The following is a 24,126-nucleotide window of genomic DNA, read 5'->3' on the forward strand; positions in this document are numbered from 1 at the left end:
CCTCGTTATCCGAGATCAGCCCCGACCGCCTCCTCGACGCTCTCGAACCCATCGCGCTCCAGCAGTTCAAGCAGTCCGTGATTGATGTCGCGCGCGAGCGACGGCCCCTGATAGACGAGTCCGGTGTAGAGCTGCACCAGCGACGCGCCCGCGCGGAGCTTCCGGTAGGCTCCGGCCGCGCTCGACACGCCGCCGACCCCGATCACCGGGACGTCGGTCCGCTCGGCGACGAACGCGACGGCTCGCGTTGCACGCGCTTCGAGTGGTTTCCCCGACAGGCCCCCCTCCTCGACACGGCTCGGGCTCCGGAGCGACGCCGATCGCTCGGTCGTGGTGTTCGTCGCGATCACACCGTCGAGACCCATCTCGTCGACCACCGCGAGCGCTTCCTCGACGGCACCGTCGGTGAGATCGGGCGAGAGCTTCACCAACAGCGGATCCGCGCCCGCGTCCTGGAGGGTTCCGAAGATGTGTTCGAGGTGGTCGCGGTGCTGGAGGTCGCGCAGGCCCGGCGTGTTCGGACTCGATACGTTCACCACGAAGTAGTCGCCCGCGGCACAGCGTTCGTAGGAGTAGCGGTAGTCATCGGCGGCCGCTTCGAGCGGCGTCGCCTTCGACTTCCCGATGTTGACGCCCGTGGGCACGTCCACGCGTGCGCGCGCAAGTCGATCGCCGATTCGGTCCGCACCGTGGTTGTTGAACCCCATTCGGTTGACGAGCGCGCCGTCCTCGGCCAGTCGGAAGAGGCGCGGGCGCGGGTTACCGTCCTGTGGTTCGGCGGTAACGCCACCGACCTCGACGTGGCCGAAGCCGAGCCGGCCGAGCGCCCGCGGGATCTCGGCGTTCTTGTCGAAGCCGGCGGCGACGCCGACCGGGTTCGGGAAGTCGAGACCGAACGCGGGAGTGGCGAGTCGCTCGTCGTCGACGCCGTAGCGTGCGGCGAGCGCCCGTTCGATCTGGGTGTGTTGGGTGGCTTCGAGCAGCCTGTGCACGGCGCTGTGGGCGGATTCGGCTGGCAGGCGGAACAACAGCGGCTTCAATGTGTCGTAGAAGTGCATCGTGCTCTCTGAACCGGCCGACCAGTCGTCAGCCCATGGTTTAGAAGTCGTGCTCGACCTCGTCCTGATCTGCCTTCTGGATGATGATCTTGTCCTCGCGCACCCGGACGAACACCTCGTCGCCGATCGCCATCCCCGCGACCGCCAGTTCGTCCTCGTGGAGGTTGACGTGGACGTTGTGGTACTCGCCGCTCTCGTCTTTCGCCCCGCTGGGACTGAGCTTCTTTTTCCGTACCATCCCGGTGTCTTATCCGGTCGTTCGATACAGGATACACTTAAGCTTACGGTCCGACGACCGCCGCTCGTCCCGATCGTCCGGAAGTTCGGAGCGTACCCGAACACACTCTCGACTAGCTCCGATTCCACTCGTCGGTCGATGGTTCTCTCTCGTCTATCGTCGTGCGATGTACCCTCGAAATATCAGAGAAATGTTGATTACGGGCGAAACCGCCCCCTATCGCGGGGATATATTTATAGTGTGGCATGTGCTGGGTCAGCACGGAGTGGTGTAAATCATGGCACGAGATACGGACGACAAGCGAAACTTCGCGCTCCGGGGAGACGGCGACGACGAGACGAGCGTCTTCTCGGGGCGGACGCCACGCCAGGCGGCACTGAAGGCTGCCAGGCGGCTCGATGCCGCCGACGGCGAGGAGAACGCGAGCCGCGAGGAGCTCCGGCTCCGCGAAAAGGGGACACACAAGGTCCATATCTACGAGGGATGGGCGTGGAACGAGGAGGCCCCGTCGGACAAACCCGACTGGATGCCCGAGACGATCACCGAGGCCAACGTCTCGAAACAGGGGATCGAACACCTCGAAGCGCTCTGAGGGCACGCCCGGCGAGATCCGTACTGGTTTCAATCCGGCAGTTCGAGGAGTGAGTGCGCGGCCAGACACCCGACTCGACCGGACGCGCACGCGTGGGATGAGGAGTCGGCCTCCAGCCGCGCGACACCGTTCTTCGATTTTCCACACGACACGTGAACCCCTCGCTCACATCGACCACCGATTCTCGGGACGATCTCGCTAGATCTTCGGGGCCATTGTTTCGGTACCAGAAGATTTTTCTGCTAATTCGGCGATGAACTCTCCCCGGGAGCTGGTCGCAGGAACCGAGTCACCAGAACACAAAGCGGCCTTGAGTCGACGGGTTTATCCGTCAACCGCGATTCGAATGGAATGCGAACGGCCGGTCGGAGACGACCGCCGGCCCGAAGACGATCCGACGCCCTTAAGTGGTACAGGGCACTCGGATGGAATGCAGAAAGCGAACGACACGGGAGGCCGTTCGACTCGGTCTCCGCTGCGGGCTTCCGGGGCGATTTGGAATCGCTCCCTGGCACCCTTCGAAGGGTTTATCCCCTCGAACGGTGTACGATGAAGTCCGAAGGAAATGAGGATTCCGCCCCTGCGGTCCGCCGTCAAGACGGGATCTGATGTCAGCCCTGATAGTTCGGTGACACCCGGTTCGGTCCGCGGTGTCGCCGAGTGCGAACCCGATAGGTGAACACATACCTTGTGTTCCCGCCTAAACCCCCCGAGCACGAGCTCGGGACATTCCGGTTGATCCTGCCGGAGGCTATTGCTATCGGGATCCGATTCAGTCATGCTAGTCGCACGGGCTCAGACCCGTGGCGAATAGCTCCGTAACACGTGGTCAAACTACCCTCTGGACCGGGACACCCTCGGGAAACTGAGGCTAATCCCGGATACTGCTTTCATGTTGGAATACGGAAAGCCGGAAACGGTCCGCCGCCGGAGGACGTGACTGCGGCCGATTAGGTAGACGGTGGGGTAACGGCCCACCGTGCCGATAATCGGTACGGGTTGTGAGAGCAAGAACCCGGAGACGGACTCTGAGACAAGAGTCCGGGCCCTACGGGGCGCAGCAGACGCGAAACCTTTACACTGCACGACAGTGCGATAAGGGGATCCCGAGTGCGAGGGCATACAGTCCTCGCTTTTCGTGACCGTAAGGTGGTCTCAGAATAAGGGCTGGGCAAGACCGGTGCCAGCCGCCGCGGTAATACCGGCAGCCCGAGTGATAGCCACTCTTATTGGGCCTAAAGCGTCCGTAGCTGGCCGAACGGGTCCGTCGGGAAATCCACCCGCTCAACGGGTGGGCGTCCGGCGGAAACCAGTCGGCTTGGGACCGGAGGACCTGCGGGGTACGTCCGGGGTAGGAGTGAAATCCTGTAATCCCGGACGGACCGCCGGTGGCGAAAGCGCCGCAGGAGGACGGATCCGACAGTGAGGGACGAAAGCTTGGGTCTCGAACCGGATTAGATACCCGGGTAGTCCAAGCCGTAAACGATGCTCGCTAGGTGTGGCGCAGGCTACGAGCCTGCGCTGTGCCGTAGGGAAGCCGAGAAGCGAGCCGCCTGGGAAGTACGTCCGCAAGGATGAAACTTAAAGGAATTGGCGGGGGAGCACTACAACCGGAGGAGCCTGCGGTTTAATTGGACTCAACGCCGGACATCTCACCGGCACCGACAATGTGCAGTGACGGTCAGTGTGATGAGCTTACCTGAGCCATTGAGAGGAGGTGCATGGCCGCCGTCAGCTCGTACCGTGAGGCGTCCTGTTAAGTCAGGCAACGAGCGAGACCCGCATCCCTAATTGCCAGCAACACCCATGTGGTGGTTGGGTACATTAGGGAGACTGCCGCTGCCAAAGCGGAGGAAGGAACGGGCAACGGTAGGTCAGTATGCCCCGAATGTGCCGGGCTACACGCGGGCTACAATGGCCGAGACAGTGGGACGCTACCCCGAGAGGGGACGCTAATCTCCTAACCTCGGTCGTAGTTCGGATTGCGGGTTGAAACCCACCCGCATGAAGCTGGATTCGGTAGTAATCGCATTTCAGAAGAGTGCGGTGAATACGTCCCTGCTCCTTGCACACACCGCCCGTCAAAGCACCCGAGTGAGGTCCGGATGAGGTCGACGCAACGTCGATCGAATCTGGGCTTCGCAAGGGGGCTTAAGTCGTAACAAGGTAGCCGTAGGGGAATCTGCGGCTGGATCACCTCCTACAGAACGGGATCGGGCCGACGGCCCGACCCACACACGGTTCGCACACGGCGACTCGCGGTGCCGACCGGGCACCGACGAACTATCGGGGCTGATATCTGTCCGACCAGCCTTCCTTCGTGGAAGGCGGGCCCATAGCTCAGTGGGAGAGTGCCTCCTTTGCAAGGAGGATGCCCTGGGTTCGAATCCCAGTGGGTCCATGCGTCGACTCGATCCGAACCGCGGCCCTTAAGTGGGTCTCGGTGGTACGATCGAGTCCGACCGAACCGATGCACCACCCCGTGTGAGCGCGGGTGGGAAGGGTCAATACACGCACCACTCCACACCTGGGCGTGTAGATGAGACCGTGTGTACGTGCGATCCAGGCGTCCACTGGACCCGTTCAGCGGGTTCATGGATTCTGTAGACGACCGTGGCTACTATGCCAACTGGTGGATAGCTCGGCTCGAGTGCCGACGAAGGACGTGCCAAGCTGCGATAAGCCTGAGGGAGCCGCACGGAGGCGAAGAACTCAGGATTTCCGAATGAGAATCTCCATCGCAATTGCTTCGCGCAATGGGGAACGTCCGGAACTGAAACATCTCAGTACGGACAGGAAGAGAAACCGAACGGGATGTCGTCAGTAACCGCGAGTGAACGCGACACAGTCCAAACCGAAGCCTTCGGGCAATGTGGTGTTCGGACTGACTCTCATCGCCGGATCGTCCATGTGAAGTCTTCTGGAACGAAGCGTGAGACAGGGTGACAACCCCGTAACATGGACCAGTACGGTGTGCGTCAGCTCCAGAGTATCGGGGGTTGGATCTCCCTCGTGAACGTGGCCGGCATCGACGGCCAAGACTAAACACAACTCGAGACCGATAGTGAACAAGTAGCGTGAGCGAACGCTGAAAAGCACCCCAAGAAGGGAGGTGCAACAGGGCTTGAACTCAGTTGGCGATCGAACGACGGGGCACGAAAGGCGTGTCGACGAACGACCCGGGGGCGACCCCGCAGTAGGACTCGACACGAGCCGGTGTTCCGTCGTGCGTTTTGAAAAACGAGTCAGGGAGTGTGTCTGCCCGGCGAGTCTAACCCGAGCATCGGGGGAGGCGTAGGGAAACCGACATGGCCGCAGCATTGCGAGGGCCGCCGTGTTCAAGCGCGGGGAGCCAGGCGGACACGACCCGAATCCGGACGATCTACGCGCCGGCAAGGTGAAGCGTGGCGAAAGCCGCGTGGAGGCCTGTTAGGGATGGTGTCCTACAATACCCTCCCGTGACCGTCGTGTAGGGGTGAAAGGCCCATCGAGTCCGGCAACAGCTGGTTCCGACCGAAACATGTCGAAGCATGACCTCTGTCGAGGTAGTTCGTGGGGTAGAGCGACCGATTGGAGGGTCTGACTCCGAGAGGAGTCAGCCCTCCTGTCGAACTCCGAACCTACGAACGCCGCAGACGCAGGGAGTCCGGTGTGCGGGGTAAGCCTGTGCACCGTGAGGGAGACAACCCAGAGCTTGGTTGAGGTCCCCAAGTGTGGACTAAGTGCGATCGAAGGTGGTTCCGAGCCATAGACAGCCGGGAGGTGAGCTTAGAAGCAGCTACCCGCTAAGAAAAGCGTAACAGCTTACCGGCCGAGGTTTGGAGCGCCGAAAATGATCGGGGCTCAAGTCCACCACCGAGACCTAGCGGCGTACCAGTATGGTACGATCCAGTAGGTCGGCGCTCCGTTCGGGTGGAAGTACGGGCGAGAGCTCGTATGGACCGAGCGGTGACGACAATCCTGGCCACAGTAGCAGCGGTAGTCGGGTGAGAATCTCGACGGCCAAACGGACAAGGGTTCCTCAGCAATGTTCGTCAACTGAGGGTTAGCCGGTCCTTAGTCCCCCCGCAATTCGACGGGGACGAACCGGGAAACTGGTTAACATTCCAGTGCCTGCGTGCAACAATGCCGACGCTTTGGGGTCGATCGAGCCGGGCACTCGCCCGGTCGAACTGTCAAAACTCGTGGAAGCCGTAACGGCACGAAGCGGGCGAACGGCAGCACAGGGAAACTCGATCCAACCTAGAGCCCGTGAAAAGGCGCACGCTGACCGTACCCAGATCCGACACAGGTGTCCGTGGCGGCGAAAGCCAAGGTCTGTCGGGAACAACCGACGTTAGGGAATTCGGCAAGTTAGTCCCGTACGTTCGCAATAAGGGATGCCTGCTCCGGAACGGAGCAGGTCGCAGCGACTCGGACGCTCCAACTGTCTAATAACAACACAGGTGACCGCAAATCCGCAAGGACTCGTACGGTCACTGAATCCTGCCCAGTGCGGGTATCTGAACACTCAGTACAATGAGGCGAAGGACCCGTCAACGGCGGGGGTAACTATGACCCTCTTAAGGTAGCGTAGTACCTTGCCGCTTCAGTAGCGGCTCGCATGAATGGATGAATGAGAGCGTCACTGTCCCAACGTCGGGCCCGGTGAACTGTACGTTCCAGTGCGGAGTCTGGAGACCCCCAAGGGGAAGCGAAGACCCTATAGAGCTTTACTGCAAGCTGTCGCTGGGACACGGTCGCTAGTGTGCAGGATAGGTAGGAGTCGTCACACAGGTACCCGCGCTAGCGGGCCACCGAGACACCACTGAAATACTACCCACTAGTGACTGTGACCCTTACTCCTGGCGGAGGACACCGGTAGCTGGGCAGTTTGACTGGGGCGGTACGGGCTTGAAAGAATATCGAGCCCGCCCAAAGATCACCTCATCCGGGTCGGAGACCCGGAAAAGAGCGTAAGAGCAAACGGTGGTCTGACAGTGTTCTCTCCAACACGAGAACGCTGACGCGAAAGCGTGGTCTAGCGAACGGATGAGCCTGCTTGATGCGGGCCATTTACGACAGAAAAGCTACCTTAGGGATAACAGAGTCGTCACTCGCAAGAGCACATATCGACCGAGTGGCTTGCTACCTCGATGTCGGTTCCCTCCATCCTGCCCGTGCAGCAGCGGGCAAGGGTGAGGTTGTTCGCCTATTAAAGGAGGTCGTGAGCTGGGTTTAGACCGTCGTGAGACAGGTCGGCTGCTATCTATTGGGGGTGTGATGGTACCTGACGGGAACGGTCGTATAGTACGAGAGGAACTACGACTGGTTGCCACTGGTGTACCGGTTGTCCGAGAGGGCACGTGCCGGGCAGCCACGCAACACGGGGTAAGAGCTGAACGCATCTAAGCTCGAAACCCACCTGGAAAAGAGGTACCGCCGAGGTCACTCGTAGAAGACGAGTTCGATAGACTCGGGGTGTACGCGCCGAGGCAACGAGGCGTTCAGCCCGCGAGCACTAACAGACCGAGCCACACAGTCATAACGCATTGAATCCGTCCTGCTGGACGGGTCCAGGCGCTATCTGGATCGCACGTACCATAGCCATACGCTGGCCTCACCGATCGTCGGCTGCACGCGGTTCGATTCCGCGGATCGGCATTGAGGCGGCCATAGCGGCGGGGCAAACTCCCGTACCCATCCCGAACACGGCAGATAAGCCCGCCAGCGTTCCAGCGAGTACTGGAGTGCGCGAGCCTCTGGGAAAACTGCCTCGCAAGAGGGGCCAAGTACGAGCCCAGGAACGCAATCGGTAGTACACGCTGGGTCCGTCCCGGTGGAACCCGAGACCGTTCCGTTACAACGGCTCGCAACTAGTGGTTCGCCGCCTCTCCATTCATACCTGAGGCACCGTTTCGGTGCCTCGACTCATCATTCCTCGCGGAGTGGCAACGCTCGGTAGCAATCGCTACCGTTATCCCTTCGAGTTCAGTAGTACCGACCGTGCCAAGGTGGCAGAGTCCGGCCTAACGCAGCGGCCTGCAGAGCCGCCCATCGCCGGTTCAAATCCGGCCCTTGGCTTCCATCGAAGATCCGTGCTGTCCGATCTCGGGTACGAGGACTGTTCTGTAACAGTATAGTGAGTTCCATCGACGATGTCGTCGGCCCGAATGCCGGTTTGAGCGAAAGCGATCGACGCTCTCTCCTGAAGTAGTCACATGTAACGACACACCCGATCATCGGGTTGGTCCAGTAACTCCCACTCGATGGTCGAATCGACCTCGAAGCATCAACCGAGTTACTGCAGATGTGGATCGGCTTGAATCGGTTTCATCGCCGGATCACCGCGACGTCCAAACAGCAAATTCTGCCCAATTCGACCGTTGAATCCGTGGTTTGCTCCGCTGAGCGAACTCGTCGTCCCGAAGACATGATGCTCCTGCAGCTGTCTCTTTCTGTCCGTGTCTTCTCCCTTGACTCGCGACGCGATTGTCGTGCCGCCATCGATATTTTCCATGGGTCTGTGTGATTGATTCTGACTGCTTTGATTCATCGAGACGTGCAGCGGCATCGTTGTTGGTATCTTTTCCGATCGGATCGCTGCCGCCTGAACGACGTGCGCCTTAACACCCTAAGTGCGTTCAGACACCGTCGTGTGTATCGGCCCTGAAGTGATCGTTGGCCGCGCTCGTTGTGGGCCTGATCGGGGGGAACTACTGTCCTCTCCATCCTTCGTTCCCGAACACCGGCACGCCTTCGGTGTGGCCCGAACTCTCGAATCATCGAGCACTCGCACACGGCGCTCCCGTCCCTGTGGGATCGCCGTTTCGAACGTGCCGGCAAAACCGGTGGACGGTTACTGTGTGGCGATGGCTTCGATTTCGACGCCGACTCCCTTCGGGAGGTTCGCCACCTCGAAGGCGCTCCTCGCGGGCGGCTCGTCGTCGAAGAACTCCCCGTAGGTCTCGTTCATCTCGTCGAAGTCGTCGATGTCGTCGAGAAGGATCGTCGTCTTGAGCACGTCGCCCATGTCGAGCCCGTCCTCGGCAAGGACCGCCTCGACGTTCGCGAGTGCCCGCTTGGTCTGGGTCGCGACGGACTCGTCGGCGAGCGACTCCCCCTCGGGCGTGAACGGGATCTGGCCCGCGGTGAAGACGAGGTCGTCGTTCGTGGTTGCCTGGCTGTACGCGCCGACCGCTGCCGGTGCGTCCTCGGTGCTGATGATGCGCTTCACGCGCCCATCCTCATGCGCGTCCGGCTTAACGCTTCTGGAGCGTCGACGAGCCACCGAGGTGGGCGTCGGACGTCGAGCAGCGCTCTCGATAGTGGATGTGTCAGTCGTCGGCCGCGGCGGGCTGGACCTCGCCGTAGAGTTCACTGACCTCCTCGATCCGCGAGTCGACACGGTAGGCGTCGCCGGTGGCCTGTCTCGCACTCTCGGTCTGGATCCCGACCATCTTCGAAGCGTCCTCGACGCAGTCGAGCTCGTGGAACTCGCGGAACCCCTTCCACGCGCCCGCGATCGTACAGCCGTCGTCCATCGAGAACACGAACCAGTCGGGACCTCGCCCCGAACCGCCGACTGTTCGGCGAGTTCGAGGCCCACCATGCGCTTGCCCTCGGCGCTTTCGTGCTCGGGGCAGGTGTAGACGATGCGGGCGGGATCGTACTCGGTGCCACACAGCGTACACTCGAGCGAGTGATGTGCTCCATCGCCACACTCACCGTGTTCCATCCCTCAGATAAATCCCGTTGCTCAGATCCGCTCCGTGGGGGACGACACGACTCGGGGACGACGCGTAGCTTTATCAGGCGCGACGCGCTGGTCGACGTATGGCAGACTCCGCCCGCAGCGCCGTCCCGGAGGACGCGGACGCGTTCGAGTTCGACCACGTGCCCGAGACCGATCAGGCGTTCGAGAACGCGCTCGCGAAGGCACGCGACGGCGAGCGCCTCTCTGTCGAGGACGGTGTGGCGCTCATCACGACGGGCTCCGACGTCGCGGGGATCGACCCCGACCGGAAGGAGCGGGTGCTGGAGGCCGCCGACCGTCGCCGGGCCGACGTCGTCGGCGAGGAGGTCACGTTCGTGGCGAACCTGAACAACAACGTCACCACGGCGTGCAACACCGGCTGTCTGTTCTGTAACTTCAAGGACACCGCCGCGAACTTCGAGACCGGCTCGGACGTCGATCACGCCGGCTTCACGAAGACGCTCGACGAGTCGCGCGAGGTCGTCCGCGACGCGGTCGAACGGGGGGTCTCCGAGGTCACGTCCGTCTCGGGGCTCCATCCAGGGCTCGCGCTCGACGACGAACACCACGAGATCCTCGAGTCGTTCGACAGCCCGGCGAGCGACGTGAACTACAAACCACCCGACAGGTATGAGACGCCGCCAGGCACCTACGTCGAGCAGATGCGGGCGATGTCGGTCGGGGACGTCCACCTCCACTCGATGACGCCCGAGGAGGCCTACCACGCGATTCGTGGCACCGACCGGAGCTACGAAACTGTCTACCGCCGACTCGCAGACGCCGGCCTCGACTCGGCTCCCGGGACGGCCGCCGAGATCCTCGTCGACGAGGTGCGCGACGTCATCTGTCCCGGCAAGATCGGTACTGAAGAATGGGTCGCGGCGATGGAGGGCGCGGTCGCGGCGGGGCTGCCCGTCACGGCGACGATGATGTACGGCCACGTCGAGAACGAGCGCCACCGTGTGCTGCATCTCGACCGCATCCGACGGCTCCAGGACCGCACCGGCGCGATCACGGAGTTCGTGCCCCTCTCGTTCATCCACCAGCAGACGCCGCTGTACGAGCGTGGGATCGTCTCGGGCGGCGCGAGTGACGCCGAGGACGAACTCCTGATCGCCGTCTCGCGCCTGTTCCTCGACAACATTGATCACATCCAGTCGAGCTGGGTGAAGTTCGGCGACGAGAAGGGGCTGAAACTCCTGAACTGCGGCGCGGACGACTTCATGGGGACGATCCTCTCCGAGGAGATCACGAAGCGCGCCGGCGGGGGCTACGGCGAGTTCCGGTCGTTCGCCGACTACGTCGAGATGATCTCGGCCATCGGCCGAGTGCCGGTCGAGCGCTCGATGGATTATGAAGAACGCCGACGGATCGATCCCGACGCCGATCGGATCGGCCCAGTTCTGGGGCCGCGCGCCGACGGGACGCCGCTGCTCTCCTGATCGCCGTTCGCCGTTCTTCGAACCCGCGACATCGGGTCCGTTCGCTGTACTCGGCGTTCGCCCGCACGGTGCTCCACCACGATTCATGTGCGTCCGGGGTCCATCCCTTCCGTGGTGAACTAGGATGACCGACGATACGAACGAACCTGACGATACCGAGAGCGGCGTGCACAGCTCGGCCATCGACCTACCGACCGTGACGACGGACGACCTCGCGGATACGTCGATGCCCTCCGAACGAATCGGCTGTATCGTGCTCGCTGCGGGCACGAGCAGCCGATTCGGGGACGAGAACAAGCTCCTCGCCGGGATCGAGGGCGGGGCCCTGGTGCGGCGCGCAGTAGCGTCGGCGCTCGCGACCGTCGACGAGGTCGTGGTCGTGGTCGGCCACGAGGCGAGCGCGGTCCGCGAGGCGCTCTCGGGGCTCGACGTCGGGTTCGTGACGAACGAGGACTACGAGCGGGGCCAGAGTACGTCGGTCCGTGCGGGCGTGACGGCCGCGCGCGAGCGGGACTGGGACGCAGCGGTCTTCGCGCTCGGGGACATGCCGCACGTCGATCCCGACTCGATCGAGCGACTGCTGAAAGCGTACGCGGCCGACCACGGGTCGATCCTCGCAGCGTCGTACGACCGAAAGCGCGGCAACCCCACCCTGTTCGACGCGACTCACTTCGACGCGCTCGCGGCGATCGAGGGCGACACCGGTGGTCGGGAGTTGATCGTCGGCAGCGACGACGCGGCCCTCGTCGCAACCGACGATCCGGGGACCGTCCGCGACGTCGATCGGCGCGACGACGTCGATCGGCTCGGGTGAACCAGCCGATCGTCGATCCCGTCGGCCCGAACGGTTGCCGGGTCAGCGCTCGCTCTCGACCCCCGGGACCGCGCGAGGAACGACCCGTCACCCGGTTCCGACATCACCTCGTGATCGCGGGCGACGACCGCGCCGTTCCGGATCACGGTGTCGGCCTCCACACCGCAGCGTGTGTGCGATCCGTTAGTCATATACGCACATCCCGCATAACGGCGGTCGAATGAGTACAGCATCGTCCTGCAAGGTCGAGCGCAACGCCGAGCGCTACGAACTCACCGCCCCGTCGACCCACGACTCCGTCGACGACTATCTACTCTCCCGGTGGCTGGGGCAGGACGAGCGGGCCGCGGAGGGGTATCGATCGCTGACGGAGTGGTTCAACAAGCGACTGCTCCGGGCCAGCTACGACGCCCACGGCCGGGAGACGCTCGCGACCCAGCTCGACGCGGATCACGCGATCCTGACCGGCGACGACGACCTCGAACGCGGGGAGCTGCTCGACGTCCTCGCCGCGACGGGCATCGACGGCGAGGCGCTCCGCGACGACATGATCTCGTGGGGGACGATGCGCAACCACCTCAACGACTGTCTCGGTGGCGAGAAGGCGGCTCCCGAAGCCCGGACCGACTGGGAGCGCGAGAGCGTGCGGATCGCCCGCGATCGGACGGCGGATCGGGTTCGCGAGGCGCTCGGGGCGCTCGCGTCGAAGGGCGACCTCGCTGACGGCGAGTCCTCCACGGTCGAGGTCCAGGTCCAGCTGACCTGCGGGGAGTGTCCGCGCCGCGTGCCACTCGACACGGCACTCGACCGGGGGTACGTCTGCGCCGAGCACCACCACGATCGCGTGGCGAGCGGGGGCACACGATGACGTGGCACCTCGATATCGAGAACATCGCCGGCATCCGTCACGGGACGGCGACGCTCGAACCGGGCCTCGACGCGATCCGCGGCACGAACTGGGGGGGCAAATCGAGCTTCATCCGGGCGCTCGAAACCGCACTCGGGGTGGCGTCGCCGCTGACTGAGGGAGCGGACCGCGGCCACGTGGAACTCGACGCCGACGGCGAATCGGTCGCGGTCGATCTCGTCCGCGACGGACGGACCGTCCGGCGGGAGGGGACGCCGTACCTCACCGGCGAGTACGACCGCAAGCGCGCGCGGCTGTTCGCCTGCCTCGACGAGCGCAACCCGGTCCGCCGGGCGGTCGACGCCGGCGAGAACTTAGAGGGCGTCCTGCTCCAGCCTCTCGCCATCCAGAACATCGACGAGGAGATCGGGAGCCTGAAACACGAACGCGAGCAGGTCGAGGGGGAGATCGCCCGGGCGAACGAGGCCGCGGATCGGATCCCGTCCGTCCGCGACGAGATCGAGGGGCTCGAAGCCGAGATCGAGGACGCGAACGAGCGGATGAGCCAGCTCTCGACCGACGACGATGGCTCGGACGAGCGCGACCGGCTGAGCGGGCTCCGCGCCGAACGCGATCAGGTCGCCTCGCGGATCGACCGCTTCGAGAACACCGTCGAACGCACCGAGGCGACCCTTGCGGACAAGCAGGAAGAACTCGAAGCGCTCACGGTGCCCGAGGAGTCGTCGGTCGAGGACGACCTCGCCGACGCGCGCGAGGAGCTCCAGTCGGTGAAGAACGACCTCGACCTCCTCCAGTCGCTCTACTCGGCCAACCAACGCGTGCTCGAAGAGGATCGCCTCGGCCTCGTCACCGACGTCGATCACCAGCTCACCGACGACACGGTGGCGTGCTGGGTCTGTGACAGCGAGACGTCGCGCGGCGAGATGGATGCGCGAGTCGACGCACTCGGCGAGCGCGCCACGGAGCTCCGCTCCGAGATCGAGACCCATCGGGACACCGTCGACCGGCTCGAAGCCCGCGCCGAGGAGTTCGACCAGACCAGGCGACGCGAGCGCGACCTGGAGGAGGCGATCGCGGACCACGAGTCGACCGTCGCCGACCGCCGTGATCGGCTCGCGGAGCTTCGGACGCGGCGCGACGAGCTCGACGACGAGATCGAGGAACTCTCGGCCGAAGTTTCGGCGACCACCGACGAGCTCACCGACCTCGAAAGCGAGGTCAAGTACCGCGAGATGGAGCTCGAGGAGTACCGCGACGAGCTGGCGACGCTCGAAACGCGCGCCGACCGCGCCGACGACCTCGAAGCCGAACGCGAGCGCCTTTCGACCGAGATCGCGGACCTCCGCAACCGGAAGGCCGCGGTGAAACGCCGCACGCGCGAGGCGTTCGACGACGCGATCGGCGAGATCGTCCCCCGGTTCGAGACCGGGTTCGAGACCGCCCGCCTCACGCCGAACTTCGACCTCGTGGTCGCCAGGAACGGCCGGGAAGCACAGTTGAGCGCGCTGAGCGAGGGCGAGCGCGAACTCCTCGGGCTCGTCGCCGCGCTCGCGGGCCACGCCGCCTTCGAGGTCGGCGACACCGTCCCCTGCCTCCTCGTCGACGGCGTGAGCAGCCTCGCGGACGAGAACCTCCACACCCTCGTGGAGTACCTCCGCGATCGGACGACGTACATCGTCTTCACCGTCCACCCGGAGTACACGGCGTTCGAGGGCAACGAGATCACGATCGACGACTGGACCGTCGTCTCGGACGAGCGGTCGGCCACGGCACCGCAGTAACTCGCCGCCGGCCGTCGATTCCTCCTCTCTGATCGGTCGGACTACTCCACCCGTCGCACGGCGCGTCCGAGCACGAGCTTGGCGACCGTCCCGGACTCGATCGTCGCCACTTACTCCCCGTTCGTCGTCCGTTCGCCCCGTCCCGGGAACCGGCCCGTCGGCGTTCGCCTCACCTCGCTGCCGATCACCGCCGAGACGGTGCGTCGGGCGCTCGACGCGAACGACGACCGACCCCTTCCGGGGAGAACTGATCGGCCGCCGACGACCTCCTCGATGGCGAATCGGTCGACCGTCGCACATCGCGGCGGTAGTGTCGAACGAAACGGAATCGGCTCACGGGTCGGTGCCTGGCCCGCGCTCGCGAACCGATCACTCCACCGGCACTTCGACGAGCGCGATCTCGTCGGCGGGGACGACGCGGTCGAGAACGGCGTCGAGTTCGTCCCAGGTCTCGGGTCGGTAGCCCTCGATCCCGAAGCTCTCGGCGAAGGTGACGAAGTCCGGATTGGTGAGGCGAGTGCCGGTGCTCTCGCCGCGATGCTCGGCCTGCTTCTCCGAGATCAGGCCGTAGTCGTCGTCGTTGTAGAGGAGGATCGTGAACGAGCAGTCGAGCCTGGTCGCGGTCTCGATCTCGGCGGCGTTCATCAGGAAGCCGCCGTCGCCGGTGGCGGCCACCACGTTGCCGTCGATCGCGAGATCGGCGGCGACCGCACCGGGGACCGCGATCCCCATGGTCGCCAGCCCGTTGGAGATGATGCAGGTGTTCGGCTCGTAGGTCGGGTAGTCCTGAGCGATCGCCATCTTGTGACTGCCCGTGTCCGAGAGCAGGACGTCCTCGTCGGCCATCGCGTCCCGAAGGAGGGGAAGCGAACGCCGGACGGTGAAGGCGTCGTCGCCGTCGGGGCGATCGAACTTGTCGGCGACGACGTCCTCGCGGATACCGGCGTACCACTCGGGATCGGTGCCGATGGGCTCGTCGTGACCCTGGATCGCGCGCAGGCCCGCGGAGACGTCACACACGATCTCGACGGTCGGGTTGTAGTGTTCGTACACCTCGGCGGGCTCGAAGTCGAGGTGGACGATCCGCTTGTCACTTGCAGGGTTCCAGTTCGCGGGATCGTGCTCGGCGATGTCGTAGCCCACCGCGAGCACCGCGTCGGCCTTCCTGATGGCGTCGGCGATCCGCGTGCCGCCGCCCGACTCGGCTTCGTACTGGAGCGAAAACAGCGAGTGATCGTCGGCGTCCGAGACGGCTCCCTTCCCCATGTAGGTGCCGACGACGGGGATGTCGGTTTCGTCGACGAACGACCGGAGGCGTTCGGACGCGCGGGTCCGGATCGCCCCGTTGCCCGCGAGCACGATCGGCCGGTCGGCGTCGCCCAGCAGCTCGACGGCGCGCTCGACTGCCGTCTCGTCGGGGCTCGGCCGTCGGATCTTGCTCCGGCGTTCGAGGGGTGCGACGTCGGTTTCGGTTCCCGCGACGTCCTCGGGGAATTCGAGGTGAGTCGCGCCGGGCTTCTCGTGTTCGGCGACCTTGAACGCCTTGCGGACCGACTCGTGGACGATCTCGGGGTCCGAGAGCTGGGCGTTCCACTTCGTGATCGGTTCGAACATGTCGACGATGTCGAGCTTCTGATGGCTCTCCTTGTGGAGGCGTTCGAGCCCACCCTGACCGGTGATCGACACCACGGGGCTCTTGTCGAGCTGGGCGTCGGCGACGCCCGTCATGAGGTTGGTCGCACCCGGTCCGAGCGTCCCGAGACAGACGCCCGCCTCGCCGGTGAGTCGACCGTGGACGTCGGCCATGAACGCCGCGCCCTGCTCGTGGCGGACGGGGATGAACTCGATCGACGAGTCCCGGAGCGAGAAGAGGAGCTCCTCCAGCTCCTCTCCGGGCAGGCCGAAGACGTGATCGGTCCCTTCGACTTCGAGACACTCGACGAGGAGGTCGGCTGCGGTTTGCATGCGCCAGGCTACACCCAGCGGGTACATTAGCCCGTCGCTGTCGTGGGGGCCACATCATCGACGCTCCCACCGTTCGGGCGTCGACGTAGCGCTGACGTAGCGCCGACCCGTGCCGGTCGTGGGGGTCACTGGAGTCGGATACTCCCGCCTCATCCAAACAATTAAACGGGCCGATGTGATGTGTCAGGATGACATGACGGACGGTACTGGATCGGCGTCGGGGGGTAGCGACGGGGGCGGCGGGGCGAACGATTCGGTGTTCGCGCGGTTCTTCGGGTTCGCCGAACACGGCACCGACCTCAGGACCGAGGTGCTTGCGGGGATCACGACCTTCCTCACGATGTCGTACATCGTGGTCGTGAACCCCTCGATCATGACGGACCAGCCCGGCGACGACGGGTTCCAGGACGGGATCGCGATCCAGGGCTACTCCCCGGACGAGGTCGAGCAGATGCTCGCGGTCGTCACGATCCTCGCGGCGGCGGTCGCGATCTTCGTGATGGCCTTCTACGCGAACCGGCCGTTCGGCCAGGCACCGGGGCTCGGGCTCAACGCCTTCTTCGCCTTCACGGTGGTCGGCGCGCTCGGCATCCCGTGGGAGACGGCGCTCGCGGCGGTGGTCACCGAGGGCGTCCTCTTCGTCCTCTTGACCGCGGTCGGCGCGCGCGAGTACGTCATCAGACTGTTCCCCGAACCGGTGAAGTTCTCGGTCGGCACCGGGATCGGCCTCTTCCTCGCGATCATCGGGCTCCAGGAGATGGGCGTGGTCGTCGACGACCCCGCGACGCTCGTGACGCTCGGCAGCGTCGCGTCGGACCCCGCCGCACTCCTCGCGGTGCTCGGCTTCTTCCTGACCATCGTGCTCTACGCCCGTGGGATCCGCGGCTCGATCGTCTTCGGGGTCGTCCTCACCACCGTCGTCGGCTACCTCGCCACTACCGCTGGATTCGCCGAGCCGGGTGTGCTCTTCCCCGAGTCGCTGCCGAGCCCCCAGTACGACATCACGCCGCTCGTGGGTGCGTTCGTCGAGGGCTTCGGGAACGTCGACGCGTTCGCGTTCTCGCTCGTGGTGTTCACGTTCTTCTTCGTCGACTTCTTCGACACGGCGGGCACGCTGGTTGGCGTCGGTCAGGCCGGCGGCTTCCTCGACGAGGACGGCGACCTGCCCGACATCGACAAGCCGCTGATGGCCGACGCGATCGGCACCACCGTCGGCGGTGTTCTGGGCACGTCGACGGTCACGACCTACGTCGAGTCGGCGACCGGCGTCGAGGAGGGCGGCCGGACCGGGATGACGGCGCTCGTGGTCGGCCTCCTCTTCCTCCTGGCGCTGATCGTCGTCCCGCTCGCGGCCGCGATCCCCCTCTACGCCTCCCACATCGCGCTGGTGGTGGTCGCGCTCCTGATGCTCCGGAACGTGGTCGAGATCCAGTGGGACGACATCGCCCACGCGATCCCCGCGGGGCTCACGATCCTCGTGATGCCGCTGACGTACTCGATCGCGTACGGGATCGCGGCGGGGATCATCGCGTACCCGCTCGTGAAGACCGCGGTCGGCGAACTCGACGACATCAGTGTGGGCCAGTGGCTGCTCGCGGGTGCGTTCGTGGTCTACTTCTTCGTGCGCACGAGCGGTACGCTCCAGGGCGCGGTGTAGACGTCCGGTTCGCCGCATCCGTCGTGTTTCCGTCCCTCGACCCCCGACCTCGCCGATCTCCTCGGCGAGGCCGACAGGGTGGTGTCGCTGTGAAGCGCGCCGTCGCCGTCCTCCTCACACGCGCGCCCTACGGCCGAGTCCACGTCCCCGAGGGACTGCGCGCGGCCCGCGGGGTCGCCGCCGGGTTCGACCGTCACGACGTCACCGAAGATGGGGTGTACGCTCCGGGAAGCGGTCGACCGTGCGGCGCTCAACATGCCCGACCACATCGAGGACCTCCTCGCCGAGAACGGCCGGATGGTCGCCGACCGCGAGGAGTACGCGGACGGGGACCGGTTTCCCGACACGACCGCGACGATCCACGGCGACTACGGCGAAGCACTCGCCGAGCAGTCTCTCACCGACGAGAGCGCGGTGTCCTACGAGGGCACCGCGAGCGCCTACGACGGCGAGCCAGGCATCCGCGAGGGCTACACCAACGAACGGGTGTTCTACGCGCCGACCGCGGCTGTGTCTCGGCGGCGTGCTCGAAGCACTCCTTCGGTTGGAGTGAACCCGCCCGATCCGGCCATACTGCCGGAGACGGTACGCTTTTGCCACCGTCGGGCGAGGCTCGGGTATGCGAGTCGCACTACTCGGCGGTACCGGCGACATCGGCGAAGGAATGGCGCTTCGATGGGCACGCGACACCGACCACGAGATCGTGATCGGCTCCCGGAACGCCGAGAGGGGCGAGTCCCGCGCAGCGGACTACCGCGATCGCCTGGCCGATCGCGGCGTCGATACCGACGTTTCGGGAACCGACAACGCGAGCGCCGCCGCGGGGAGTCGGGTCGTCGTGGCGAGCGTTCCACCGGCGTACGCCGCCGACACGATCGAGGCCGTGTGCGACGACCTCGCGGACGAGGCGATCGTCGTCAGCCCCGCGGTGGCGATGGCGCGCGACGGGACCGGCTTTCACTACGACACGCCGGACGCTGGCAGCGTCGCGGAGGCGGTCGCGGCCGCCGCCCCCGAGGGAACCCCGGTCGTGAGCGCGTTCCAGAACCTCGCGGCCGGCGCGCTCACCGATCTCGACCGCGAGCTCGATCTCGATGTCGTGGTCTCTGGCGACGACGCCGACGCGAAGGGTGTCGTCGTGGGGCTCGCGGAGGAGATCGACGGGCTGCGTGCGCTCGACGCCGGCGCGCTCGCGAACAGCGCCGAGATCGAGAGCATCACGCCGCTGCTGATCAACCTCGCGATGAACAACGACGGGCTGCACGACCTCGGCGTCCGGTTCCAGTAGCTGCTGTCGGAACTCGAACGACTTTTTCGAACGACCGAACCACGGGAGCGTCGCCTACCGCCGCATCGGTTCGATCGTCGCGGCCGGTCATGGAACCGGCTCATCGACGACCGCGTCGAGGTCGAGGTCCACGGCACGAGCCTCCTCGCGGATCGCGTGGGCGTCGGCGACCGTGAGTTCGCCGCCCTCGTAGAGCACCTCGCCGTCGACCATCGTGAACGCGACGTCGTCGCCGTGGGCCGCGAACACGAGGTGTGAGAGCACGTCGTGCAGCGGCGTCGCACGCGTCAGGTCGGTCGTGAGTCCGACGATGTCGGCCTTCCACCCCTCCGCGAGTTTGCCGACCTCCTCGAACCCGGCGGCGTCCGCACCGTTGATCGTCGCCATCTCGAACACCGTCTCGGCGGGCGTGCTCGTGGGATCGAGCGCGTCGACCTTCTGGAGCAGGCTCGCCTGGCGCATCTCGGTGAACGGGTCGAGGGTGTTGTTGCAGGGCGGCCCGTCGTTGCCGAGCGCGACGTTGATCCCGCGATCGAGGTAGTCCGGGATCGGCGCGATCCCCGAGGCGAGCTTCATGTTCGAGGACGGGCAGTAGGTGACGTGGGTGCCGGTTGCGGCGAGCACCTCGCGCTCGGTCTCGTCGGTGTGGACACAGTGGGCGAGCACGACGTCCTCGCCGGTGATTCCGACCTCGTCGAGCCAGTGGATGTTGCGGTGGCCGGTCTCGCGCTCGACGGTCGCGATCTCGTCTTCGTTCTCGCTGGCGTGGGTGTGGATCCGGACGCCGTCGTAGCGGTCGGCGAGCTCGCGCGTGCCGCGGAGACACTCCTCCGTGCAGCTCACCGCGAATCGGGGCGTCACCGCGTATCTGATCCGGTCGTCGAACGCACCGTGATACTCCCGGATGAGTCGCTCGCTCTCGTCGAGGCCGGCGTCGGTCTCTTCGAGGAGTCCGTCGGGCGACTCCTGATCCATGAGGACCTTCCCGAGCCGCCCGCGGATCCCCAGCTCGCCGGCGGCCTCGAACGCGCGGCCGGCATGCGAGACCGAGAGGTGATCGATACACGTCGTCGTTCCGCTCTCGATGAGTTCGAGGTAGCCGAGCTTCGCGGCGGCCTCCATCTGATCGCCGTCGAGGGTCGCCTCCATCGGGAGGATGTACTCGAACAGCCAGTCCAGCAGCGCGGTGTCGTCCGCGATCCCTCGCCCCAAACTCTGGACCGAGTGGACGTGGCCGCCGACCAGCCCCGGTGCGAGCACGTCGTACGCCGCGGTCGGGTGGTCGGGGTAGCGATCCTCCAGCTCCGCTGCGTTGCCGACGGCCTCGATCCGGTCGCCCTCGACGACGACCGCACCGTCGTGGATGACTGTCCGCGCGTCGGCGACGACGGTGCCAGCCAGTAGCATAACCGAGTACCGGTCGCTGGGCGACGAGTAAAAAGGTTGCTAGCCGGCAGTCGACGCACTTCTTGGCCAGTTGTGGTGGTCGAACGGGGACGAACGCCACGGCTCGTGGTGAGTGTTAACACAGCGTGGCCGCCCCGTTCAGCCGTGGCCGAGCAGCACGACACCGCTTCCGAGCAGGATCACGCCGCCACAGGTGCCGAGCACCACCGGAATACCCGGCCCCGCCGTTGCCGACCGACAGTGCGACGACCGTCGTGAACGCGACCGGGCCGACGGTCTGCCCGAGCCGGAGCATGCTGGTTCGGACGCTCATCATGCCCGCACGGAGCCGGCCAGGCACGAGGCCGATCACGGTGCTGTCGAGCGAGGGCGTGATGAGCCCGACGCCCACGCCGAACCCGAGGAGACAGACGACCACGACCGGGAGCGACGGCTGGAGTGCGAACCCGAGCAGCGAGACGCCGTACCACGCGAACCCGATCGCGACCAAGACTGGTGGATCGTAGCGCCCGGCGAGCCGACCGTACTGGGTGTTGACCGCCGCGCTGTCGGTCGCGAGCGCGGCGAGGAACAGGCTGATCCACCCGCTCGTCAGGCCGTAGGCGTCGCCCAGCACGAACGGCATCGCGGTCAGCACGCCGTAGAACACGAAGAAGTGGGCGAACATGGTGGCGTGGGCCGCGACGGCGCGCGGGTACGACAGCACCTCGCGCATCCGCCGGAAGTGGGTCCGGATCGACTGTCGCCCGTCGATCGCCGGCTCGTCGAGGACGAACAGCGCGTAGCAACCCACGAGAACGGCGACGCCGAAGAACAGGAACGGGGCCTCCCACCGGATCGTCGCGAGCGCGCCGCCGTCGATCTCGATGGTGGTACTGCGGCGCGAGTCGTCGTAGTGGTCGACGATCAGCGTGCTCGCGAGCACGCTGATCGTCGACGGGACGCTGTACGACCTCGGGGCGAGCACCGTCGCCGCGACCGACCCCGAAGTCGACACCCCTTCGGACAACGTCGTCCCGGCAGTCGCGACGGTCTACGTCGACCGCCGGCTCACGCTTGGCGAGAACGAACGGACCGCCCATTCCGAGCTCGAGGACGTCGTGAGCACGGTCGTCGACGAGTACGGCGACGACGTCGCGCTCACGATCGACGAGTTCGCCGACGGCTACCGCTGACGCCGCGCTTCGACTCCGTCCGGATCACCGGAGGTCGTCGGTAGCCGTGTGACGACGGCGGGAAACGACCGGTTGTCGAATCTTCTCCGATCGGCTTTGGGATGTCTCGTTCGTTGAATCCGACTCGTCGGGCGTTCGGGGTCGCCACCCGGGGACGTTCTCGAAACCAGACGGAACGATCGTCCGCCCTCCACGACGTCGTTCGCGTTCGGAACCATCGATCACCCGCCGTTCGACGGTGTCATCCTCCGTTTTTCTGCTCTCCCGTGTCGCGGATCTGCATACGGTCCGTTCATCTCTCGCCGGTTCTCCGTCCCCCGAGGCTGGCCGTATCCGACACACGGTCCGGAATTAACGCACTAAGGATGTATAACAACTCGGTCCGCTCCATCGACATCGACGGGGACAGTCGGACCGTGTTCTGGACACCGTACTGACAGATATCTTCGCTTGTCCGGTGATGTGGAAAGCAAAACAAACCTCCCGATTTGATCTCGGCTGCTAACGGCGAGACACCCTCAATTCCAATTGGAGAAAACCCGATAAATCAAGGAAAATTCACGATCTGGGGATATCGAAGACCAAGATACGGGTATCAAGCGGTTGTTTTTGTACCTATGGGTCCCATTGTATCGGGGATGTACAAGTACGACCGTCAACGTGTGTCCGTCGTTCGAACGAGGCTATCAACGTTCGAAGTGGCCTTCTCGTCGTGCCCATTCGCCTCTGACGACGAAATGAACGAGTCTGTATCTCCCCTGATCTGGCAAAATTCGGGAAGCTTGTTTTGAACGGGCTCCCCCTCGATCTCGAATCGTCGATGGAACAGCCGGTGCGAACACGCCGTCGGCTTCCGTTCGATCGTGACCGGCAGCGTCGCTTCGTCGGCAGTCGTCCGAGTGATTCGGGTACGGGTCGTTCCGCCGAAAAGCAACGATTAAACGGCGGGCAATCCTCGCGCCCGATATGCAACGACGGGCTGCGGCGGTCTACATCGTCTTCTTCGTGGTGGTCGCGATCGCGGCGTACTCGCTGACCACGGTCGCCGAGGAGCCGAGCGTCTCGGTCGAGGGCCAGAACTACACTCAGGGGGACACCCTCGATGTCGAAGGACAGGCGTGGATGGTCAACGTCAGCGACGGCTCCGGCCAGCTGTCGCGGGTCAACGAGTCGGTTCGGTTCACTGCCTCGTTCGCGAACAACTCGACGCTGCTCTTCCAAAACGGGACCTATCGGTCGGTGCCAAACGGCTCGGGTGGTGGGGGCGCAGCCGGGACCACCGGTCCAGCGACGACGAGTGCCGCCACCACGACGGGCGGCAGCGCCACGACGCCAGGCGCGAACGCCACCACCGCTCCGTCCGGCGGTGACACCAACGACTCCGCCGGAACGCGCTTCCGGGTCGTGATCGCCAACGCGACCGAGGGCAACGCCTCAGCCGGAAACGCTTCCGCCGGGAACGCCTCCGCCAACGCATCCAGCGGGAACGCGTCCGGCGGCAACGCCTCCGCTGGCAACGCATCGGGCGGGAACGCCGCGGCCGTGAACGTCTCGTCGTTCACGCTCCGCGAATCGTTCGACGTGACCCAGCGGCTGCAAGCCGATTCGGACGTCGCGGACACGCTGCTGTCCACGGTCAACGGGACCCAGTACGTCCGCTACCGGAACGGCACGACGCAGCAACTCGACGAGTACCTGCCGACGCCCGAGACCCGGAACGTCTCGGTCGGCGACTCGTTCCCGTATCAAAACAACTCCACGAGCGTCGCGGGCGTCAACACGAGCGGCGTGTCGCTCGCGTGGGAGGGGACCCGGAACGAATCGGTCGAGCTCGCGGCGGGCGAGAACGTCACCGTCGGTAACACGACCTACGTCGCCCAGTACGGCGCTGACAACAGCACCGTCACGCTCTCGCGCGACGTCGCCGGTTACCAGGCGGAACTGGCCGATCAGGCGGAGTTCCACGACCGCATCCTCGGTCTCTGGGGGATCGCCGTCATCAGCATCCTCGCCGCCATCCTCATCGCGGGACTCGCGTATCTGCCGGTTCGAGGCTGAGCTTTCTTCGGCACTTTCGATCTGGTCCAGCGGTTCGTACTGAACCTC

General features: G+C 65.1%; 15 protein-coding genes, 2 tRNA genes, 3 rRNA genes and 1 pseudogene. 14 read left to right on the forward strand and 7 right to left on the reverse strand.

The window, feature by feature from the left end; translation table 11 throughout:
- Positions 1–5 precede the first annotated feature (5 nt).
- The gene (locus TX76_RS09735; protein WP_049902134.1) at positions 6–1,058 is read right to left on the reverse strand and encodes a quinone-dependent dihydroorotate dehydrogenase; all 1,053 of its coding nucleotides are present in this window, start codon (positions 1,056–1,058) and stop codon (positions 6–8) included.
- A 40-nt stretch (positions 1,059–1,098) separates the two neighbouring features.
- Positions 1,099–1,296 (reverse strand): hypothetical protein, encoded by a 198-nt coding sequence (locus TX76_RS09740; protein WP_049902136.1) that lies wholly within the window; start codon positions 1,294–1,296, stop codon positions 1,099–1,101.
- Positions 1,297–1,573: 277 nt separating this feature from the next.
- Between TX76_RS09740 and TX76_RS09745 the strand changes: the two genes are divergently transcribed.
- The 6 genes from TX76_RS09745 (at position 1,574) to TX76_RS09770 (ending at position 7,951) form a co-directional block, all read left to right on the forward strand.
- Positions 1,574–1,888, forward strand: a complete 315-nt coding sequence (locus TX76_RS09745; RefSeq protein WP_049902139.1) for a non-histone chromosomal MC1 family protein — start codon at positions 1,574–1,576, stop codon at positions 1,886–1,888.
- 728 nt (positions 1,889–2,616) lie between these two features.
- Positions 2,617–4,090: ribosomal RNA gene (locus TX76_RS09750) — 16S ribosomal RNA — on the forward strand.
- 127 nt (positions 4,091–4,217) lie between these two features.
- A tRNA-Ala gene (locus tag TX76_RS09755) sits at positions 4,218–4,289 on the forward strand.
- Positions 4,290–4,496: 207 nt separating this feature from the next.
- Positions 4,497–7,410: ribosomal RNA gene (locus TX76_RS09760) — 23S ribosomal RNA — on the forward strand.
- A gap of 122 nt (positions 7,411–7,532) precedes the next feature.
- Positions 7,533–7,647 (forward strand): 5S ribosomal RNA (gene rrf, locus TX76_RS09765).
- Together the 16S, 23S and 5S rRNA genes with 2 tRNA genes alongside form the textbook arrangement of a ribosomal RNA operon.
- A gap of 228 nt (positions 7,648–7,875) precedes the next feature.
- Positions 7,876–7,951, forward strand: a tRNA-Cys gene (locus tag TX76_RS09770).
- Between the two features lie 775 nt (positions 7,952–8,726).
- Here the strand turns inward: TX76_RS09770 and TX76_RS09775 are convergent.
- On the reverse strand, positions 8,727–9,104 hold the full coding sequence (locus tag TX76_RS09775; RefSeq protein ID WP_049902140.1) for a Rid family detoxifying hydrolase: 378 nt from the start codon (positions 9,102–9,104) through the stop codon (positions 8,727–8,729).
- A gap of 100 nt (positions 9,105–9,204) precedes the next feature.
- Positions 9,205–9,491, reverse strand: a pseudogene (locus tag TX76_RS09780) (hypothetical protein); the annotation flags it as partial.
- Between the two features lie 212 nt (positions 9,492–9,703).
- Here TX76_RS09780 and cofH point away from each other — a divergent pair.
- The 4 genes from cofH (at position 9,704) to TX76_RS09800 (ending at position 14,528) form a co-directional block, all read left to right on the forward strand.
- On the forward strand, positions 9,704–11,065 hold the full coding sequence (gene cofH / locus TX76_RS09785) for a 7,8-didemethyl-8-hydroxy-5-deazariboflavin synthase subunit CofH (protein ID WP_049902144.1): 1,362 nt from the start codon (positions 9,704–9,706) through the stop codon (positions 11,063–11,065).
- 124 nt (positions 11,066–11,189) lie between these two features.
- Entirely contained in the window at positions 11,190–11,879 is a 690-nt protein-coding gene (locus TX76_RS09790) for a nucleotidyltransferase family protein (protein WP_049902146.1), read from the forward strand.
- 220 nt (positions 11,880–12,099) lie between these two features.
- Positions 12,100–12,747, forward strand: a complete 648-nt coding sequence (gene rdfA / locus TX76_RS09795; RefSeq protein WP_049902148.1) for a rod-determining factor RdfA — start codon at positions 12,100–12,102, stop codon at positions 12,745–12,747.
- On the forward strand, positions 12,744–14,528 hold the full coding sequence (locus TX76_RS09800; protein ID WP_049902149.1) for an archaea-specific SMC-related protein: 1,785 nt from the start codon (positions 12,744–12,746) through the stop codon (positions 14,526–14,528). The genes rdfA and TX76_RS09800 overlap by 4 nt, the downstream gene beginning before the upstream one ends.
- A gap of 369 nt (positions 14,529–14,897) precedes the next feature.
- Here TX76_RS09800 and TX76_RS09805 read toward each other — a convergent pair whose 3' ends face one another.
- The gene (locus TX76_RS09805) at positions 14,898–16,493 is read right to left on the reverse strand and encodes an acetolactate synthase large subunit (protein WP_049902150.1); all 1,596 of its coding nucleotides are present in this window, start codon (positions 16,491–16,493) and stop codon (positions 14,898–14,900) included.
- Positions 16,494–16,686: 193 nt separating this feature from the next.
- Between TX76_RS09805 and TX76_RS09810 the strand changes: the two genes are divergently transcribed.
- Positions 16,687–18,150: an NCS2 family permease gene (locus TX76_RS09810; RefSeq protein WP_049902152.1), complete on the forward strand. Its 1,464-nt coding sequence runs from the start codon at positions 16,687–16,689 to the stop codon at positions 18,148–18,150.
- A 619-nt stretch (positions 18,151–18,769) separates the two neighbouring features.
- Positions 18,770–19,438, forward strand: a complete 669-nt coding sequence (gene npdG, locus TX76_RS09820; RefSeq protein WP_049902155.1) for an NADPH-dependent F420 reductase — start codon at positions 18,770–18,772, stop codon at positions 19,436–19,438.
- 87 nt (positions 19,439–19,525) lie between these two features.
- Here the strand turns inward: npdG and TX76_RS09825 are convergent, their stop codons facing one another.
- Together TX76_RS09825 and TX76_RS09830 are read right to left on the reverse strand one after the other, a co-directional pair.
- Positions 19,526–20,845: a 5'-deoxyadenosine deaminase gene (locus TX76_RS09825; RefSeq protein WP_049902157.1), complete on the reverse strand. Its 1,320-nt coding sequence runs from the start codon at positions 20,843–20,845 to the stop codon at positions 19,526–19,528.
- Positions 20,846–20,960: 115 nt separating this feature from the next.
- Positions 20,961–21,770, reverse strand: a complete 810-nt coding sequence (locus TX76_RS09830) for an MFS transporter (RefSeq protein WP_049902159.1) — start codon at positions 21,768–21,770, stop codon at positions 20,961–20,963.
- Between TX76_RS09830 and TX76_RS09835 the strand changes: the two genes are divergently transcribed.
- Together TX76_RS09835 and TX76_RS09850 are read left to right on the forward strand one after the other, a co-directional pair.
- Positions 21,757–22,020 (forward strand): hypothetical protein, encoded by a 264-nt coding sequence (locus TX76_RS09835; RefSeq protein WP_049902161.1) that lies wholly within the window; start codon positions 21,757–21,759, stop codon positions 22,018–22,020. The genes TX76_RS09830 and TX76_RS09835 overlap by 14 nt on opposite strands.
- Before the next feature lie 966 nt (positions 22,021–22,986).
- On the forward strand, positions 22,987–24,078 hold the full coding sequence (locus tag TX76_RS09850; protein ID WP_049902165.1) for a hypothetical protein: 1,092 nt from the start codon (positions 22,987–22,989) through the stop codon (positions 24,076–24,078).
- Positions 24,079–24,126: the final 48 nt, after the last annotated feature.

It is taken from the genome of Halococcus agarilyticus (genome assembly GCF_000334895.1).
GTDB lineage: Archaea > Halobacteriota > Halobacteria > Halobacteriales > Halococcaceae > Halococcus > Halococcus agarilyticus.